This is a genomic window from Streptomyces sp. NPDC048590, assembly GCF_043199535.1.
Lineage (GTDB): Bacteria > Actinomycetota > Actinomycetes > Streptomycetales > Streptomycetaceae > Streptomyces.
In genome coordinates this window covers 234,647-252,680 of the sequence record NZ_JBICWC010000012.1, presented here as the reverse complement: position 1 = coordinate 252,680, position 18,034 = coordinate 234,647, and the positions used below count along the sequence as shown (strand labels likewise).

10 protein-coding genes are annotated in these 18,034 nt (G+C 70.9%); 2 read left to right on the top strand and 8 right to left on the bottom strand.

Annotated features, from left to right (window positions below; translation table 11 throughout):
- Positions 1–2,568 (top strand): pre-peptidase C-terminal domain-containing protein (locus ACGFNN_RS30770; protein WP_393560843.1); only part of this gene is annotated, 2,568 nt, incomplete at its 5' end.
- 84 nt (positions 2,569–2,652) lie between these two features.
- On the opposite strand, the gene ACGFNN_RS30765 is transcribed toward ACGFNN_RS30770, so the two are convergent.
- Both ACGFNN_RS30765 and ACGFNN_RS30760 read right to left on the bottom strand, forming a co-directional pair.
- The gene (locus ACGFNN_RS30765; RefSeq protein ID WP_393560841.1) at positions 2,653–6,246 is read right to left on the bottom strand and encodes a S8 family serine peptidase; all 3,594 of its coding nucleotides are present in this window, start codon (positions 6,244–6,246) and stop codon (positions 2,653–2,655) included.
- A gap of 118 nt (positions 6,247–6,364) precedes the next feature.
- On the bottom strand, positions 6,365–9,919 hold the full coding sequence (locus ACGFNN_RS30760; protein WP_393560839.1) for a S8 family serine peptidase: 3,555 nt from the start codon (positions 9,917–9,919) through the stop codon (positions 6,365–6,367).
- 896 nt (positions 9,920–10,815) lie between these two features.
- On the opposite strand from ACGFNN_RS30760, the gene ACGFNN_RS30755 reads away from it, so the two are divergent.
- The gene (locus ACGFNN_RS30755) at positions 10,816–11,703 is read left to right on the top strand and encodes a GH25 family lysozyme (protein ID WP_393560837.1); all 888 of its coding nucleotides are present in this window, start codon (positions 10,816–10,818) and stop codon (positions 11,701–11,703) included.
- A 49-nt stretch (positions 11,704–11,752) separates the two neighbouring features.
- On the opposite strand, the gene ACGFNN_RS30750 is transcribed toward ACGFNN_RS30755, so the two are convergent.
- The 6 genes from ACGFNN_RS30750 to ACGFNN_RS30725 all read right to left on the bottom strand — a co-directional run bounded on the left by ACGFNN_RS30750 (position 11,753) and on the right by ACGFNN_RS30725 (position 18,034).
- Positions 11,753–13,237, bottom strand: a complete 1,485-nt coding sequence (locus ACGFNN_RS30750; protein ID WP_393560856.1) for an alkaline phosphatase family protein — start codon at positions 13,235–13,237, stop codon at positions 11,753–11,755.
- 151 nt (positions 13,238–13,388) lie between these two features.
- Positions 13,389–14,450 carry a 2-aminoethylphosphonate ABC transporter substrate-binding protein gene (locus ACGFNN_RS30745; RefSeq protein WP_393560835.1) on the bottom strand — a complete coding sequence of 354 codons (1,062 nt, stop codon included), beginning with the start codon at positions 14,448–14,450 and terminating at the stop codon, positions 13,389–13,391.
- Between the two features lie 49 nt (positions 14,451–14,499).
- Complete coding sequence (locus ACGFNN_RS30740; protein WP_393560834.1) at positions 14,500–15,297, bottom strand: ABC transporter permease; 798 nt, start codon at positions 15,295–15,297, stop codon at positions 14,500–14,502.
- Positions 15,284–16,210: a 2-aminoethylphosphonate ABC transporter permease subunit gene (locus ACGFNN_RS30735; protein ID WP_393560832.1), complete on the bottom strand. Its 927-nt coding sequence runs from the start codon at positions 16,208–16,210 to the stop codon at positions 15,284–15,286. The genes ACGFNN_RS30740 and ACGFNN_RS30735 overlap by 14 nt, the downstream gene beginning before the upstream one ends.
- Positions 16,203–17,303 carry an ABC transporter ATP-binding protein gene (locus tag ACGFNN_RS30730; protein ID WP_393560830.1) on the bottom strand — a complete coding sequence of 367 codons (1,101 nt, stop codon included), beginning with the start codon at positions 17,301–17,303 and terminating at the stop codon, positions 16,203–16,205. Before ACGFNN_RS30730 ends, ACGFNN_RS30735 begins: the two co-directional genes overlap by 8 nt.
- Entirely contained in the window at positions 17,300–18,034 is a 735-nt protein-coding gene (locus ACGFNN_RS30725; RefSeq protein ID WP_393560829.1) for a phosphonatase-like hydrolase, read from the bottom strand. Before ACGFNN_RS30725 ends, ACGFNN_RS30730 begins: the two co-directional genes overlap by 4 nt.

Below are 18,034 nucleotides of genomic sequence, written 5' to 3'. Positions count from 1 at the left end.
CCCGACACCGGATACGAACTCCCGCCCGGATACGGCATGTTCAACGGCACCTCGATGGCCTCCCCGCAGGCCGCCGGCGCCGTCGCGCTGCTGCTGTCCGCCGCCGCCCAGAACGGCACGAAGGTCTCACCGCAACGGCTGCGCACCGCCCTGACCAGCTCGGCCGAGTTCCTCGACGACCAGCCGGCCTACGCACAGGGCGCGGGCCTGGTCTCCGTCCCGGCCGCCTGGAAGCTGCTCACGAGGAACCCCCAGCCCACCGCGTACGCCGTGAAGGCACCGGTGTGCGGTGTGCTCGCCGGTCTGCTCCCCACCCCGAAGTCGGGCGCGGGCGTGTACAACCGCTGTGCGCCGGGCGACGGCGGCCAGGAGCTGAACCGCCCCAAGGACTACAAGGTGGAGCTCACCCGGACGGGCTCCGGCAGTCGCAGGGCCGAGCTGTCCTGGATCGGCAACGACGGCACCTTCGACGCCCCGCGCACCGTGGACCTCGCCGAAGACCGCACCACCGGGATCACCGTGCGGGCCAAGGCGAAGTCGGCCGGGGCGCACTCGGCGCTTCTCCGGGTCGACGACCCGGCGACGACCGGCGTCGACCTGCTGGTCCCGGTGACGGTCGTGGCCGCCGCCGAACCGGCGAAGCCCTCGTACGCGGTGTCGTCCGGCAAGGGTTCCGTGCAGCGCAACGAGACGCGCTCGCTCTTCGTGAGCGTCCCCGAGGGCGCCGCCGCGCTCGACGTGGACCTCGCGGGCGTCGTAAAGGACAGCCAGACCCGCTTCCTGGCGGTCGACCCGCAGGGCATGCCGGTGGACGTGACCGCCGCGGGCCGGTGCTACACCAATTTCTCCGACCCCGAGGACTGCACGACGACCTCGCGGACCTACGAGCGGCCGATGCCCGGTGTCTGGGAGTTCGAGGTGGAGGCCCGGCGCACCTCACCGGTCCTCGACAACCCGTACCGGCTGAACGCAACGATCCGGGGGGCCACGCTCGACCCGGCGTCCTCGGTGGTCGACGAGGCGGCGCTGCACGCGCCGGTCGAGCGCTCGTTCAAGGCCGTCAACCGCTTCGCGCCGGTCACGGCACACGCGGAGGGCGGCTCGCTGGGCGCACTGTCCGAGGCGCACCCGACGCTGGAGAACCAGAAGATGACCGGCAAGCAGATCGCGGTTCCGCGTGACGCCACCGGCCTGGAGGTGAGCATCGGCAACGCCTCCGACCCCGACGCGGACCTGGACCTCTATCTGATCGCCCAGTCCGGTGCCATGGTCGCCTCCTCGACCAACGGCGGTTCTCGTGAGTCGCTGACGGTGAAGGACCCGGCTCCCGGGTACTACCTGATCTACATCGCCGGTACGGACATCCCGTCGGGCAGCACCACCTTCGACGTCCAGGACACGATGTTCTCGAAGTCGCTCGGATCGGTGACCGTGGACGAGGCGGCGCCCGTCCGTCTCACGCCCGGCAAGGCGACGACGATCCGCGGCCGGATCGTCCCCGACACCGCACCGGCAGCCGGCCGCCGGCTGGTCGGCCGGTTCTCGCTGGCGGGCGAGGACGGCACCACGCTGGGCAGCGCGGACGTGCTGCTCGGCAAGGTCACCCAGGCGCAGGCGACGGTCACCGGCTCGTTCGGGCCGGCGGTCGCCCTGAGCCTGGACGACCTGGGCCGGATCGCCGGATCCGCGCAGGTCTCCGCAGCGACCAGGCCCGTCCGCTGGTCCCCTGAGGGCGGCACGGAGCTGATGGCGGACGGCGGTGCCCGCACCGGCTACGTGATCGGGCAGAGCGCGACGAAGGGGTACGCGACGGGTGCGCTCACGCTCGCCGAGGGGACCCGCACGGCCCTGTGGGACGCGGACGGGAAGCTCACCACCCTGCCGCTGCCCGACTGGGAGCAGTACAGCTTCGCCCGCGGCTTCGCCGTGGACGACGAGGGGACGGTGATCGGCAACGCCACCGGTTACCTCAAGAACCCCACGACCGGCGGAAGCCAGCAGGTGAACGACCCGTTCATCTGGGACGCGCAGCGCGGGTACCGCAGGCTCGCGCACCTGAGCGACGACCGCACCCTCACGGAGCCACTGGCGATCAGCAACCACGTGGTGGTGGGCCACTCCCACAAGGACGGCAAGCGGCACGCCGTCCGGTGGGACGCCGAGGGGCGGATCACCGACCTGGGCACCCTCCCGGGCATGGTCGAGAGCACGGCGAAGGCGGTCAACTCCTCCGGCACGGTGGTCGGCACCAGCGGTGACGACGCCTTCGTCCTCAGGCCGGGCGGCACGATGACCCGGCTGCCCGACTTCGGCTTCGACGCGAAGGCACTCGGTGTCAACGACGCCGGCTGGATCGCCGGCACGGCGGAGACCGAGCCGGACGACACCACGGCCGTCGTCTGGGACCCGGAGGGCCGGATGTACGACCTGGGAGCGATGGTCGACCGCTCCCGGTGGGTGCCGACCGAGGGCATCGGCGTCAACAACCGCGGTGAGGTGGCCTTCTACGCCATGGACCTGAAGGACGGCGGATCGGTGAAGACCGTCCTGGCGAAGCTGCCGGGCTGACCGCCGGTCCCGCCCTCTCACGCAGACGGCCCTCCCGCCCCGGTCGCCCGGGGCGGGAGGGCCGCTTCGCTGCCGGAAGTTCCGTCAGCTCTTGAGGTCAGGCCGCTGGGTGACCCGCAGGCTGTTCACCAGGGTCTGCCCCCTCACCGGGGTCAGGGCCAGGTCCAGACGCCCGTCGGTGACCTTGACCGTGAAGGTCTTGGTCAGGGCCCGGTGGTCACCGCCCGCCTCCAGGGCGATGTCGACGTTGGACACCTTCTCGGTGCCCTCGGCGCTCACGTCGAAGACCCGGCGGCCTGGCTGCGTCGCCTTGAGCTCGGCGAAGCCCAGCTCGACGAGGTAGATACCGCTCGGCACACCGTCGAACCGGTACTCCTTCGCCCCCTGTCCGGCGGTCCGGTAGAGCTGCTGCTCGTCGGTGCCGGTGATCGCGTCGGCCGACTTGACCTTCTTCGGATTGCCGATGTAGCCGTACGATCCGGCCACCCAGGCCCGGTCGGGCCCCCAGCTGTCGCCGGAGCCGTCGGTCACCGGGTCGCTGTTGCCGGACCCGGCGTCGACGGCGGCCTGGTAGCCGGGCACCACCAGGGTGACCGGGAGCTCGACGACCGGCACCCGCCCGCTCTCGGACGCGATCACCACGGTGCCCTTCAGCACGGTGCCGGGGGTGGCCTTGACGGTGGAGAAGGTGAGGGCCACCTGCCGGCTCGCTCCCGGCTCCAGCGTCCCCTGCGCGGGACCGGCGGTCAGCCAGGCCGCTCCGCCCTTCTCCTTGACGGTCCAGTCCGCCGCGGAACCGGAGTTGGTGAGGGTGATTCCGCGTTCCCTCGTCTGGTCCGCGGGGACGACCAGTGTCCAGCCCTCGGAGCGGTCCACGGCGACGGCCCCGGTGGTCAGGGCGCTCTCGGTGCGGAGCACGGAGAGTCCCCTCAGTTCCGCCGTACGCGAGGCACCGGCGTAGTGCGGCGAGCTGACGTCGACCCGGTACTCCTGTGGGCCGTCGGCCGGGATCTGCATCAAGTACGCGCCGTCGGCGCGGGTGGTGGCGGTGGCGATCTGCTTCCCCCCGCCGCTGACGGTGACCGTGGCGCCGGAGACCGCCTTGCCGTCGTTGGCGTCGGTCACCGTGCCGGACACCACGGCGTTGCGTTCGGGGCGGAACCGGACGGTCATCCCGTCCCGTACCGAGAGCTCGTTCGCGGAGTACTCGAAGCCCTGGGTGCCGTCGTGGTTCTCGGCGCCGATGGTCGCCCCGGTGCCCTGCTCGTATCCCTTGCCGCCGGCGTCGATGCCCTTGTAGTGGAAGGCGTAGGTGCCGTCCTCGCTGATCTCGGCGGAGAAGCTCACGCGCCGGTCCGGGTCCTTGACCACGATCATGTCGCGCCACTCCACGACGTAACTGCGGTGCGGTGCGGTGCCCTTGACGCCGCTGTAGATGCCGGAGACGTCGTCCGTCGCGAGGTCGTCCCAGAAGGGGTACAGCACCCCGTCGGCACCGGCGGTGTCGGGGATCCGTCCGTTCGCACCGGACAGGGCCAGGTAGCCGAAGACCAGGGCGCCGTCCGTGGACACCCATCCCTTGTCGTAGGTGTGCCCGTAGAGGGCGACCGGGAAGGGCAGTTCCACGGCGCTGTAGCTGCGCGAGGTACCGATGTCGAGCTTCGTGCCGCCGGTGGGGAATTCCTCGTCGGTCTGCCGGCAGGTGGTGCCGGTGACGTCGGTCCTTGTGGGAAGTTCGAAGCCCTGGGAGGCGCTGCCGGATTCCACGTCGAGGGTGGTGCCGAGCGCCGCCGCGCACTTGTTCAGCGGGGTCAGGTTGAGGGCGTAGGCGCCGACGGGCAGGGTGAGGGAGTACGCGCCCTTCGCGTCGGTGTTCACCGAGACCGGCGTGTCCCGGACCTTGATCACCACGTCGGCCTCGGGTCCGGAGTCGCTGGTGACGGTACCGGTGACGGTGCCGGTGGGGGCGACCGCGAGCTCCGCGTCGCGGGTGACGGAACCGTCCTCGGTGACGGTGACGGTGGCCGTCTCGGTCACGTAGCCGAACAGCGAGACGGTGAGGGTGTACTCGCCGGCCATGAGCCGGGGGAAGGAGTACGCGCCGTCCTTCGCGGTGTGCCGGGCGGCGTGCATGGGGCCGTCCACGGCGACCAGGGCGTCACCGGCCGGGCCCTTCTCGGTGTTCACGGTGCCCTTCAGAGCTCCGAGGGAGTCGTGTGGGGCCGCGGCGACGGCGGCGTAGGCGTCGAGCCTGCCCTCACCGTAGACGTGGTTGTCCGCGGCTGTTCCGCCGCAGGTGGTGTCGTCCACGTCGTGGGCGGTCGAGTCGAGGAGCTTCTCCGTCGCGGTGACGTCGCCCCGCAGGGACGGGGAGGCCGACCACATCAGGGCCACCGTCGCCGCGGTGTGCGGCGAGGCCATCGACGTACCGGACTTCGCGACGTAGCCGCCGCCGGGTGCGGCGGACCGGACGTTGGCGCCGGGGGCCGCGATGTCCGGCTTCGTGATGCCGTCGAAGCCGGGCCCCCTGGAGGAGAAGGACGCGATCCGGTCGGTGCTGTCGAGGGCGCCCGTGGCGTAGCTGTTGGCGTAGGCGCCGGGCGATCCGACGGTGTCGCAGGTCGGGCCGTTGTTGCCGGCCGAGTAGGCCGGGAAGATCCCCGCGTCCCGCCATGCCTGGACCATCGACCGGTACCAGGGGTCGAGCGCGGCGGAGCCCCAGGAGTTGTTCACCACGTCCGGAGCCAGGTCGGGGCGCGGGTTGCGCCCGTCGGCGTCGGTGGGCGCGAGTATCCACTGACCGGCGGCCAGGAGGGCTTCCTGCGTGCAGTTCGTGGTGCCGCAGCCCTTCGCGGCGATCCAGGTGGCGCCCGGTGCCACGCCGATCCTGTTGCCGTCGCCGTCGTCACCGACCATGGTGCCCATGGTGTGGGTGCCGTGGCCGTTGTCGTCGCACGGTCCGCTCACGTCGAGTCTCGCGCAGTTCCCGGTGGCGTCGAACCAGTTGTACGTGTCGTCACGGCTGCCGTCGCTCTTCGTGCCCCGGTAGCTCGCCGCCAGGGCCGGGTGCGCGGCGTCGACACCGGAGTCGATGCTCGCCACGACGACGCCCTCGCCCCGCACTCCGAGTTCGTCCCACACCTGAGGGGCCTTGATCCGGTCGACGTTCCACTCCACACCGTCGACCCCGGCCTCCTGCACCGCAGGGAGCTTCTCGGGGAGCGGCACGGGGTCATCGGCCTGGATGGCGGTCACATCGGAGCGGGCGGCGATCTGCTGGGCCAGTGCCTCGGTGCCGGTGACCTTGATGGTGTTGCTGATCCAGTAGCTCTTGTAGGGCGCGTCCGCCTTCTTCAGAAGGGACTTCAGCCCTGCCTGGGTCTTCCGGGCGTTCTCGGTGCCGGCCTTGACGACCGCCTTGCCGCGGGCGGTCTTGCTCTTCGCCTTCCTGGCCTTGGAGGTGTCCGGCTGGGAATCGAGCTGGACCCAGAAGGACATGCGGTCATGGTCCTCGAAGTCCGCGAGGACCTTGTCCTCGGCCTTCTGGCGCAGGGCGGTGACGCCCTGGGAGGTGGCGGGTCCCGCCACCGCGGGGGCCGCGCCCAGGAAGGGCGCGCCGAGTGCGACGGCGAGGGCCGCTGCGAGCAGCCCTCTGTGCCGCGGTCTGTAGCTGATCAACTGAAGCTCCTCGGATCGCCGGCCGGGGATCGTCCGGCCGGAAGGATGACGCCGTGCGCGCGCACGGGACGCAGGGGCCGTCCCGCCCACCGGTCGGGCGGACGGGACGGCCACGGGGTCAGCCGGCCAGGTCCGGCCGGTGGGTGACGCGGACGGCGTTGACGAGCGTCTTGCCGGTGTGGGCGACCAGGCGCACGTTCAGCTGGCCGTCCGTCACGGTGACCGTGTAGGTCTTGGTCAGGGCCTTGAACGGCCCGCCAGTCTCCTTCGCGATGTCAAGGTCGGCGGTCCGTTCGGTGCCTTCGGTCATCACGTCGAAGACACGCTCGCCGGGCTCGGTGCGGCTGAGTTCGGCGAAGGACAGCTCGACCTGGTAGACGCCGTCCGGCACCGAGTCGAAGCGGTACTCCAGGGCTCCCCTGCGGGCGGTGCTCAGCAGCGCCTGCTCGTCGGTTCCCTCGACGGTCTTCGAGGTCGACACGGCTGTCGCCTTGCCGACATAGCCGTACGAGCCGGCCTCCCAGGACCGGTCCGGGCCCCAGGTGTCGTCCCAGGCGTCGGTGACCGCCGTGTCGGACCCGCTGTCCAGGGCCGCCTGGTAGGCCGGGACGACCACGGTGACCGGCACCTTGAGTTCGGGTGCCCGTCCGCTGTCCGAGGCGACCACGACGGTGCCGCGGAGCACGGTGCCGGGGGTCACTCCGGTGGTGTCGACAGTCAGCCCGAACTGCTGGTCGCCTCCCCTCTCCAGATGTCCGGAGCGGACGCTGAACCGGGTCCAGGGCGCCCCGTCCGCTTCCTGGACGGTGTAGTCGGTGGCCGATCCGGTGTTGGCGAGCACCAGGGTCCGCCGACGGGTGCTGTCGGCGGGCACGACCAGGGTCATCGCCCTGTCGGGCGTGACGGTGACCCGTCCGGTGGTCAGGGTGGTGTCGGCGCGAGAGGTGTCACGGGCCGACAGCCGGACGGCCCGGCCGCGGGACGCGTAGTGGTCCGCGGAGACGGTGACCTGGTAGTCCGCCGCGTCGGTGGCGGGCACCTGGACGAGGTAGGCACCGTCCGGCCCCGTGGTGCCGGTCGCGGTCTCCTCGCCGTCCTTCGTGACGGTCACCGTGGCGCCGGCGAGCGGCTTGCCGTCGTTGGCGTCGGTCACGGTGCCGGAGACGGAGGCGCTGCGCTCCGGGCTGAAGGCCAGGGTCGTTCCGTCGGCGACGGATTCCTCGTTGAAGGAGTACTGGAAGCCCTGGGTGCCGTCGTAGTTCTCGGCTGCGATGGTCGCACCCAGCCCCTGGGCGTACGGGCCGCCGGTGGGGGTCTTGTAGTGGTAGGAGTAGTCGCCGTCCTCACCGATCACCACGGAGAAGCTGATCCGCTCCGTCCTGGCGCTGCTCGGCGCCATGTCCCGCCACTCCACGACGACCTCCCGGTGCGGGGCCGTGCCGCGCTGGGACCAGAAGATGCCGCCGGTGCCGGCCACCTGGAGGTTGTCCCAGAAGGCGTAGAGCGAGCCGTTGGGGAACCCGGTGTACGGCAGGGACCGGTTGGTGGAGGTGCTGACGTTCCGCTCGAGGGAGAGGTAGCCCTCGATGTCGGCGGTGGCCTGACGGTAGGTCCTGCCGTAGAGCGCCACGGGGAAGGGCAGCTGGATGACGCCCGCACCGGCGTAGGGGCCGCCCACGTTCAGCTTGGTCTCACCGGTGGGGAAGGGAGCGTCGTCCTTCACCAGCCTGCACGTGGTTCCGAAGGCGTCGCTGCGGCTGGGCAGGGCCAGGTCACGGTGGTTGGCGCCGGCGGTGACCACCAGTGAGTACGCGCCGGTCGTGGCACACCGCGAGACGGGCGTGACGGTGAACTGGTGGGTTCCGGCCGGCAGCTCGGCCGAGAAGGTGCCGTCGGCGCCGGAGGTGACGGTGGCGCCGCCGGGCCAGGAGATCTTGGCCCCGGCTTCCGGTCCGCCCGTGGTGCTCACGGTTCCGGTGACGGTGCCGACCGGGGCGACCTCGACGGTCAGGTCGCTGGTCGCGTTCCCGCCCTCGGTGATCGTGACGGTGGAACGTGCTTCCGTGTAGCCGTACTTGGACACCCGGACGTCGTAGTCCCCCACCATCAGTTTCGGCAGCGCGTAGGAGCCGTCCGCTCGGGTCTCGGCGGTGGCGTACATCGGGCCGTCGACCTCCACCGTGGCACCGGCGAGGGCCTTCCCCTCCGCCGTGACGGTGCCCGTCAGCGCTCCGAGCGGACCTCGCGGGGTGGCCTCCACCGCCGCGTAGGCGTCGAGCCGCCCCTCACCGAAGACGTTGTTGTTCTCCGCGGTGCCGCCACAGGTGGTGTCGGCGACGTCGTGTGCGGTCCGGTCGAGGAGACGCTCGGTGGCAACGATGTCTCCGCGTGTCGCCGGGGAGACCGCCCACATCAGGGCCACGGTGGCGGCGGTGTGCGGCGAGGCCATCGAGGTACCCGACATGACCTGGTAGCCGCCGCCGGGTGCGGCCGATCGGATGTCCACGCCCGGGGCCGCGATGTCCGGCTTGACGGCTCCCTCCTCCCCGGAACCTCGCGAGGAGAAGACGGCGATGTCACCGTCGCTATCGAAGGCGCCGGTGGCATAGGAGTTGGTGTAGGCGCCGGGCGAACCCGCCGTCGCGCAGTCGGGTCCGGCGTTGCCGTTGGAGAACGACGGGAAGATTCCGGCGTCCACCCATGCCTGGACCATCGACTTGTACCAGGTGTCGATGATGTCGGCGCCCCACGAGTTGTTCACGACGTCGGGCGCCAGGTCGGGCCGGGGGTTCTTACCGTCGGCGTCGGTCGGCGCCAGGATCCACTGGCCCGCCGCGAGGAGGGCGTCCTCGGGGCAGCCTGTGGGGGTGCAGGCCTTGGCCGCGATCCAGGTGGCTCCCGGGGCGACACCGATGGCGTTGCCCGCGCCGTCGTCGCCGACCATGGTGCCCATGGTGTGCGTGCCGTGCCCGTGGTCGTCGCAGGGACCCTCGCCGGGGCAGCTCCGTGTCGCGTCGAACCAGTTGTATCCGTGGCTGAAGGTCCCGTCGTCCTTCAGGCCCCGGTAGTTACCCATCAGGGTGGGGTGCAGGTAGTCGACACCGGTGTCGATGTTGGCGACGACGACGCCCTCGCCGCGCACGCCCTCGCCCTTCCAGACCTCGGGGGCGCCGATGCTGTCGACGTTCCACTCGGTCCCGCCGGCGGCGGCCACCTGTTCGCCCGGGATCGGATCGGGGAGGTCCACCTGGGTGTCGGCCTCGATCGCGGCCACCTCGTCACGGGCGGCGATCTTCTCCGCGAGCGCCTCGTCCCCGGTGACCTTGAGCGTGTTGCTGATCCAGAAGGACTCGTAGTGCGCGCCGGCCTTCCTGAGCAGGGAGCGCAGGCCCGCCTGGGTGCGCTCGGCGTGCTCGGTCCTGGCCTTGACGACGGCCTTGTTCCGGGCGGTCTTCGACTTGGCCTTGCGGGCCGCCGAACTGTCCGCCTCCGAGTCGAGGCGCACCCAGAACGTGACGGTGTCCCGGTCCCCGAGCTTCTCGACGAGCGCGCCCGGCGCCTTGCTGCGGAGTGCGGCCGCCGGTGTGGGCACCGGTTCTGCCGCAGCCGGGTCCGCGCCGAGCAGCGGCACCCCCAGTACCGCGGCGAGGGCGAGTGCGAGCAGTCCCCGCACGGGCTCCCGACGCCGCCCTGGGCGGGGTCTCGCTGGTTGTCCTGCGTGTGGTCTCACGGGCTGACTCTCCTTCAGGAGGGCAGGCCGATGGGGGGAACGCATGGCCTGCCCAGGCGGTGTTGGACGTCACCGGGCCCAGTTCGGACCGGGATGAATGACACTGATCCCCGAGGGGGCGGAGCCGGCGGCAAGGGAGGGTGCGCCGCTCCTACCTCGCGTACTGCGGAGCCGCGGACAGGGCGACGGTCCCTGACTCCCCGAGGGCCGGCGTCGGCCGGCATCCCCCGGTGCGCGTTCCGCGCCGCCCCGGGTGAGCGCGGGATCCGGCGACGGGGCCGGACGGGCGGCTGCGAGGGATCGTCGCGAACCGGGCCGTCCGCCCGTCGGAGGGGTGCCTCAACACATGCACTCTCCTTCACGGGAGGGGATCACGGCAGCAGTATGTGCGCGCCCGGAGGGCTGCGGCGGGGTCCTCCCTGGCGACATGGCGACATGACGCCGTCTCGCCAGAGTCCTGCGCCGCACCGACCCTTCCGGGCACCTCACCGATGCTCCCGGCGTGCGGTGAACACCCCTTGTTTCAGCCGGTGTTGTTTTCAGACACGTGAATTCTTCGACGGGCGGTGAGTGATCCCCGCAGCTCGCCGACGCCTCGAATGGTCTAGTCCATAGAGGGTTTCCGTAAGTCCTTTACATCACACGCCCGTTCATGGGTCACTCATGACGCGTCCACATCACATCAAGGTGGACGCGGCGGCACCGCGCCAAGCTGAACCCCGCACCCCCTTCGCCCGACCCACCACCCCGGGTGGTGGTCGCCCCACGGCACGACCGATCAGCTACGCGGGTAGACCCACTGCCCTCGGCCGCCGACCCCCCATCCTTCTGGAGGCACCGTGTCACTCCGATTCCGCACCCTGCGCACCGCCCGCCGCAGCACCCTGGCCGCGGCCGCACTCGCCCTGAGCGTCGTACTCGCTCCCGCCGTCACGGCCGGAGAGGCCGCCGCCCAGCCGTCGCAGGCAGACGCGGGAATCCCCCTGGGCGCCGGTTACATGGGCGTCGGCTACACAGAGGACGGCACGGCCTTCCGGCCGGACACGAGACAGCTCGAGCTCGAGGCCGAGGGCGCCGCGTCGCCGCTCGCCACCCAGCTGCCCGGCATCGACGTCTCCCACTACCAGGGGTCGATCAACTGGGCCTCGGTCAAGTCCGCCGGAATCAAGTTCGCCTACATCAAGGCGACGGAGTCGACGACGTACACCGACCCCCAGTTCAGCACCAACTACACCAACGCGCATACCCGGAAGGTGATCCGGGGGGCCTATCACTTCGCCCGCCCCAACCTCTCCGGCGGCGCGGCCCAGGCCAACTACTTCGTCGCGCACGGCGGGGCGTGGTCGAAGGACAACCTGACGCTGCCCGGAATGCTCGACCTCGAGGCGGGATGCTACGGCCTGTCCACCTCGGCCATGCGGACCTGGATCACCGACTTCTACAACACCTACAAGGCGAAGACCACGCGTGACGTCGTGATCTACACGAGCCCGAGCTGGTGGAACACCTGCACCGGCAACTGGGGCGGCATGTCCGCCAAGAGCCCGCTCTTCGTGGCCCACTGGACCACGGCCGCGAGCCCCTCGATCCCGGCCGGGTTCCCGTACTGGACCTTCTGGCAGTACAGCTCCACCGGTTCGGTGAGCGGCATCTCCGGCGCCGTCGACCGCGACCGCTTCAGCGGGACGGAAGCACGGTTGCTCGCCCTGGCCAACAACACCCCCTGACGGGTCACGGGCCTGCCGGTGGGCCTGGCCCGCCGGCAGGCCCTCGTCGTCAGGACGACGTCAGCGAGACCGCGTCGACGGTCCAGTACCAGTTGTTGCCCCCCGTGTAACGGAACCGGACATGGGCCGTGGTGGCACCCGCGGGAACCTGGAGCGTGATGCTCTCGGCCCTGGAGGGGACATCGCCCGTGTAGGTCTTCACGACGACGGGCGCGGCTCCGTCGTACGACACGAGGACCTCGCCCTTCTGCGGGGCTTCCTGCCGGTAGTAGGTGGTGTACCGGAGTACGGCCGTGGAGCCGCCGGTGACCTTCCAGGCGGGGGTGACGAGGGTGGAGTCGAAGGTGCCGCTGTAGCTCTTGTCGACCCATTCGTCTCCGTCGGCGACCGCGAAGACGTTACGGGCCCGGATGTTGTTCTCGCGGCCCTGGCCGCGCTCCGCGGCGGTCCAGAACTCGTCGGTCGTGAAGGCCCACCCTCGCCACTCGGTGACGCCCCCGGTGCCCATGGCGCCGTTGTCGACGCTCCAGCCGGTGGGTGGGGTATGGGTGAAGCCGACGACCGAGGCACCGATACCGGTCTCGTCGACCCGGGTCGCGAGCCGGGACCGCAGCGAGTCGAAGGCGTCCGGGGCGGGCTGCTGGAGGGGGCGGCCGTCGAGGCCCCAGGCCGGGTCGACCGGTATGCCGAGGTGCGCCAGGGCCGAGGCCGCGACGTCGGGCATCTTGATGTCGTGCCGGGTGGACCCGGCTGTGATGCCTCCGCCTGACGCGACGAGGAAGGTCTGCCGTTCCGCGGCGCTCGAACCACCGTGGCCCCCGGCATCGGTGTGGCCGTGGTCGGCGGTGACCATGATCAGCCAGTCCTCCGAGGCATACGAGGGCCGGGCCCTGACTGCGGCAACCATCCGGCCGATCTGGGCGTCGGCATCGTGGATCGCGGTGAGGTACTGGCTGCTCGCCGCGCCGTAACTGTGTCCCGCGTGGTCGATGTTGTCCAGGTGCACGAAGACGGCGTCCCGGTTGCCGTCGCGCAGCTCCGCGACCGCGCGGCTGGTGGTTCCGGTGTCGTACTCGGCAGACGGTGTGGACACCCTGGTGTCGACCTTCGAGGAGAAGACCGTGGTGGTGAGGGGGTTCCAGGACGCGACGGCGTAGGTGGAGAGGGCGGGCTTCGCGGTTTCGACGCGGGTGAGGAAGTCGGGGTAGCGGGCGAAGGCGTTGCCGGTGAAGGCGTTGTCCTTCACCAGGTGCTTGTCGGGCCACACGCCGGTGAGGACCGTCGACCATCCGGGGCCCGACAGCGTGGGGGCCAGCGGCTCGGCGTAGAGCGCGCTCAGCGAGGTCAGACCGCTCGCCATGAGGCCGTCGAGATTCGGAGCGTCGGCGTCCTTGATCCGGCCGAGCAGCGCGCCGTCGAGGCCGACGAGAAGGACCTTGGGGGTGCGGGCCGCGGCGCGCGCGGTCACCGCCGAGAGCGGTCCGGCGGCGGCGGTGAGGGCCACCGCGGCAAGGAGGACAGAGCGGCGGGACATACCTGTGGACACGGAAAGCCTCCATCGGGATACAGGAATTGGACGCAACTCCGTTACAGAGCAAGGGTGTTGCGGTTTGGTCCAGACTCGTTATCATTTCGCGACGAAGCGTCGGCGGTCCACGCCGCTCCGGTGAATCATCCGGCAACGATCAGCTTCCGGTGGCCGACTTCCAGGCGTCCACGTAGTCGTCCAGGTGCTCACCGATGTCCGACCAGTCCGGCTCGAAGATCTCCACGCCCTTCATCAGCGAGGCGAGTTCGGTGGCGTTGGCGTCGGTGGCGGTCACGTCCTCGCGGGCGGCGAAGCCGCCGCCGACCTCGCTGACCTCCTGCTGCGCCTGCTCCGAGAGCATGAAGTCCAGCAGCTTCCGGCCGTTCTCCGAGTGCGGCGCCTTGTCGACCAGGCCGGCCGCGTACGGCAGGGCGAAGGTGGTCGGCCTGCCGGCGCCCTTGGCCGGGAACCAGATGCCGAGGTTGGGCATGTCCTTGGACTGGGCGTAGTTCATCTGGACGTCACCGTTGGCGACCAGGAGTTCCCCCTTGTCCACCTTGGGGGCGAGCCTTCCGGTCGAGGCGGACGGGCCGACGTTGTTGGCCTGGAGCTTGCCGAGGTACTCCATCGCCGGCTCCTTGCCGCCGAAGTCGTGCATCGCCTTGATGAGTACCGCCGTACCGTCGCCGGCGACCCCCGGGGTCGAGTACTGGAGCTTCCCCTTGTACCGGGCGTCGAGCAGGTCCTCCCAGCTCTTGGGAGCCGCGGGCAGCTGCTTCTTGTTGTACACGAAGCCGAAGTAGTTGTTGACGACCGAGGTCCAGGTGCCGTCGGACGCCTTGTCGGCGGCGCCGACCTGGTCCGATCCGGCCGGCTCGTACGCCGTCAGCAGCTTCTTGGCGGCCGCCTGCTGGATGAAGGGCGGAAGGGTGACGAGGACATCGGCCTGTGTGTTGGACTTCTCGCGCAGGGTCCGCTGCACCAGCTCTCCCGATCCGCCCTCCACGTACTCGACCTTGATGCCGGTCTTCTTCTCGAAGTCGGCGAATATCTTGTCGTACCAGCCGTCACCGTTCTCGCCCTTGAGGCCGTCGGCACTGTAGACCGTGACGACCTTCTCGTCGGAGGCGGCGGACGAGCCGCCGCAGGCGGAGAGCGCCGAGGCGAGGACGAGACAGCCGGCCACGGCCGACAGGGGCTTGAGGACATTCGTGCGCATGGGTGTCGTGTCTCCATAAAGTTGTTCGTCGACAGGGGATGCGGGCGGGTCAGCGGAAGGTGGCCCGGGTCCGGATGCGGGAGACGCCCAGCAGCACCAGGAGCGTCGTTCCCATGAGGACCACGGCGAGGGCCGCGCCGGTGAAGAGCGAGCCGCGGTCGGTGGCGGCGAAGATCCGCACGGGCAGCGGTGTCCAGTCGGGTGGATAGAGCATCATCGTGGCGCTCAGCTCCCCCATGGACAGGGCGAAGCAGAGTCCCGCGGCGGCGGTGAGGGAGGGCAGCAGCAGGGGCAGCTTGACCCGCCACAGGACGTACGCGGGGCGGGCGCCGAGGCCGGCCGCCGCCTGTTCGTACATGGGGTCCAGCCGTACGATCGCCGCCGAGACGGACTGATAGGCGAACGCGGTCACCAGGACGGTGTGCGCGAGGATCACGATCCAGCGCGTCCCGTTGAGCAGGACGGGTGGCCGGCTGAAGGCCACGAGCACGGAGAGCCCGACGACGACGGACGGCACGGCGACCGGGAGCACGAAGAGCGCGTCCAGGAGCCGCTTGCCCCGGTTGTGCAGGGAGGCCGCCGCGAGCGCCGCCCAGCTGCCGACGGTGAGGGCGAGCAGACTCGCCGCCAGCGCGGTCGCCAGGCTGGTGCCCAGCGCCTGCAGGGAGTCGGCACCGGTGGCGGCGGAGTAGTGCGCACCGGTCGGCCCGGAGGGGAAGGCGCCGGACCAGTTCGTGGCGAACGAGGCGGCGACGACCACGGCGAGCGGCACCGCGAAGAGCGGGACGAAGAGTACGAGGAAGAGGGCGCAGGCGGCCCACCTCCCGGCGCGGCTATGCACCAGCACGACGGCTCACCACCCGGTAGACGCCGTAGAGGCCTACGGAGATGACGATGTTGACCACGGCGACGGCACAGGCCGCCGGATAGTCCGATTCCAGGATCGCCTTGGTGTAGACGAGCATCGGCAGCGTCGTGACGTCCTTGGCCCCGGTGAAGAGCACGATCCCGAACTCGTTGAGGCACATGACCAGGACCAGGCTGCCGCCCGCGGCGAGTGCCGGGAGCGCCTCGGGGAGGATGACCCGGCGTACGACGCGAGCGGGCCCGGCGCCGAGTGAGGACGCCACCTCCAGTTGCGCGCCGTCCAGTTGGGAGAAGGCCGCCAGCAGGGGACGCATCACGAACGGGGTGAAGTAGGTGATCTCCGCGAGGAGCACACCCCAGGGTGTGGTCAGGAAGTGGAAGGGCCCCTCGGACGCTCCCGTGACGCCCGTCCACACGCCGTTGGCCAAGCCCACGCTGCCGTAGACGAACAGCAGGGCGAGCGTGATCAGGAAGGACGGGAAGGAGAGGAAAACGTCGATGAACCTGGCCACGGCGCGGGCGCCGGGAAAGGGCACGAAGGCGATGACCAGGGCCAGGACGAATCCCAGGACGAGGCAGCCGGCGGTCGATCCCAGGGCCAGCCAGACCGTCGTCATGAGCGCGGATCGGAAGGACTCGGAGGCGAAGACCTCGTTGTAGGGCTCGAGAGAGGTGCCGCCCCCGTCCGGGGTGAAGGACTGCTGGACGACGAGGACCAGCGGGTAGAGGAAGGCGAGTGACAGAGCGACGACGGGCGGCAGCGCCCAGAGGAACGCCGGGGTGGTGCGCGGCGCACCGCGCCAGGGCCTCTTGGGCCGGGCCGGATCACCCGTGGAGGTAACGGTCGGCAGGGCCTTCGTCTCGTCGGCGGCGATCACGGCGGCCTCAGGCATCGGCCCCACCCCGGTGGGCGGAGGCGGTCTCGGCCGCACCGGCCGGGAGCAGGACGGCGTCCTCGGCGGCGAAGTGCAGGGTGACCGTGTCGCCGAGGGCCGGCGCGTCACGCAGTTCCCGTACGTCCGCCATGAGGCGGTGCCCGCCGGTGTCGACGTGCAGCCGGTGGGTGGAACCGCGCCACTGGACCTCGGTGACGGTGCCGGTCAGGGCGTTGGGGCCCGCGCCGAGCCCGACGAGGTGGGGCCGCACGCAGAGGGTCGCCGTCGCGCCGACGGCGGCGTCACCGGGGGTGACGGTGAGCGGGCGTCCTTCGAATTCCGCGCTGCCCGGCTTCCTGCCGACCGTGACCGGCAGCAGGTTGGCGTTGCCGACGAACGAGGCGGTGAACTCGGTGCGCGGCTTGCGGTAGAGCTCCTGCGGGGTGCCGCAGTCCTGGAGCCGGGCACGGTCCATGACGGCGATCCGGTCCGCGAGGGTGAGCGCCTCCACCTGGTCGTGGGTGACGTAGAGGATGGACACGTCCGGCAGTTCTCGGTGCAGACGGGCGAGTTCGGCGAGCATCCCGGAACGCAGCTGTGCGTCGAGGGCCGAGAGCGGCTCGTCCAGCAGCAGCACTCCCGGGCGGATCGCCAGCGCGCGGGCGATGGCGACGCGCTGCTGCTGCCCGCCGGAGAGCTCGCGGGGGTGGCGGTCGGCGTATGCGGCCATGCCGACGAGTCCGAGCGACTCGTCAACCCGGCCCGCGATCTCGGCCCTGGGTACCTTCTGGGCTCTGAGCCCGAAGGCGACGTTCTCCCGGACCCGCATGTGCGGGAAGAGCGCGTACTGCTGGACGACCATGCCGATTCCCCTCCGGTGCGGAGGCAGCGCGGTGACGTCGCGGTCGCCGAGGTACACCCGCCCCGACGCCGGGCGGACGAAGCCGGCGACGGCGCGCAGGGCGGTGGTCTTCCCCGAGCCGGAGGGGCCGAGTAGGGCCATGACTTCACCCGGCTCGACGGTGAGATCGAGCCGGTCGAGGACGGTGCTTCGGCCGTAGGTGACGGTGACCTGGTCGAAGCGGATTCCGGCGGAGGTGGGGCCGCTCATGCTTCGGCCCGCGCGATGAGGTCCGGCAGTTCTGCCACGGAGGAGAGGACGTGCGTGGCCCCGTTCCGGGCGAGCTGGTCCTTGTCGTGGGCGCCGGTGAGGACCCCGGCGACGATCCCGGCACCGGAGCGTACGCCGCTGAGCATGTCGTAGGAGGTGTCCCCCGCGACGACGATCCGCCGGACGTCGTCGACGACGCCGGTCCGCAGGAACGCCGCGAGGACCATGTCCGGGTAGGGGCGGCCACGCCCGCCTGCGTCGGCCGGGCAGAGCGTGAGCGGCACGAGGTCCTGCCAGCCCAGCGCGGCGAGGATGGCGTCCTGGGTGGTGCGGGCGAAGCCCGTTGTCAGGACAACGGTGCGGCCTTCGGCGGTGAGCCGCTCGATGGCGTCTCGTGCCCCGGGGAGAGCGGAGATCCTGCCGCCGTGGACGAGCGCGCCGTACGCCTCCTCGAACGCGCGGTTGGCCTGGCGGGCCTTCTCCTCGTCACCGAACAGATGCCGGAACACGGAGATCTTGGACTCGCCCATGGTGGCGCGCACGTAGTCGAGTTGAGCGGCGTGCTCGGTCGTGCCTGGCTGGACTCCGAGGCGCTGCGCGGCGGCGGAGAAGGCCTCCTCCACGAGGCCGCCGTCGGCGACGGTCGTCCCGGCCATGTCCAGGACGACGAGGTCAAGCCTGTCGTCGGGAGCGGAGGCCGAGGGTGCCGTGGTCGAGGATGTCGACGTCAT

What these genes read in the sequence shown, in the direction of transcription:
- ACGFNN_RS30750 (WP_393560856.1), bottom strand. Translation starts at nt 13,237, where the DNA reads ATGTCCCGCCGCTCTGTCCTCCTTGCCGCGGTGGCCCTCACCGCCGCC.
- ACGFNN_RS30745 (WP_393560835.1), bottom strand. Translation starts at nt 14,450, where the DNA reads ATGCGCACGAATGTCCTCAAGCCCCTGTCGGCCGTGGCCGGCTGTCTC.
- ACGFNN_RS30735 (WP_393560832.1), bottom strand. Translation starts at nt 16,210, where the DNA reads ATGCCTGAGGCCGCCGTGATCGCCGCCGACGAGACGAAGGCCCTGCCG.
- ACGFNN_RS30730 (WP_393560830.1), bottom strand. Translation starts at nt 17,303, where the DNA reads ATGAGCGGCCCCACCTCCGCCGGAATCCGCTTCGACCAGGTCACCGTC.
- ACGFNN_RS30725 (WP_393560829.1), bottom strand. Translation starts at nt 18,034, where the DNA reads ATGACGTCGACATCCTCGACCACGGCACCCTCGGCCTCCGCTCCCGAC.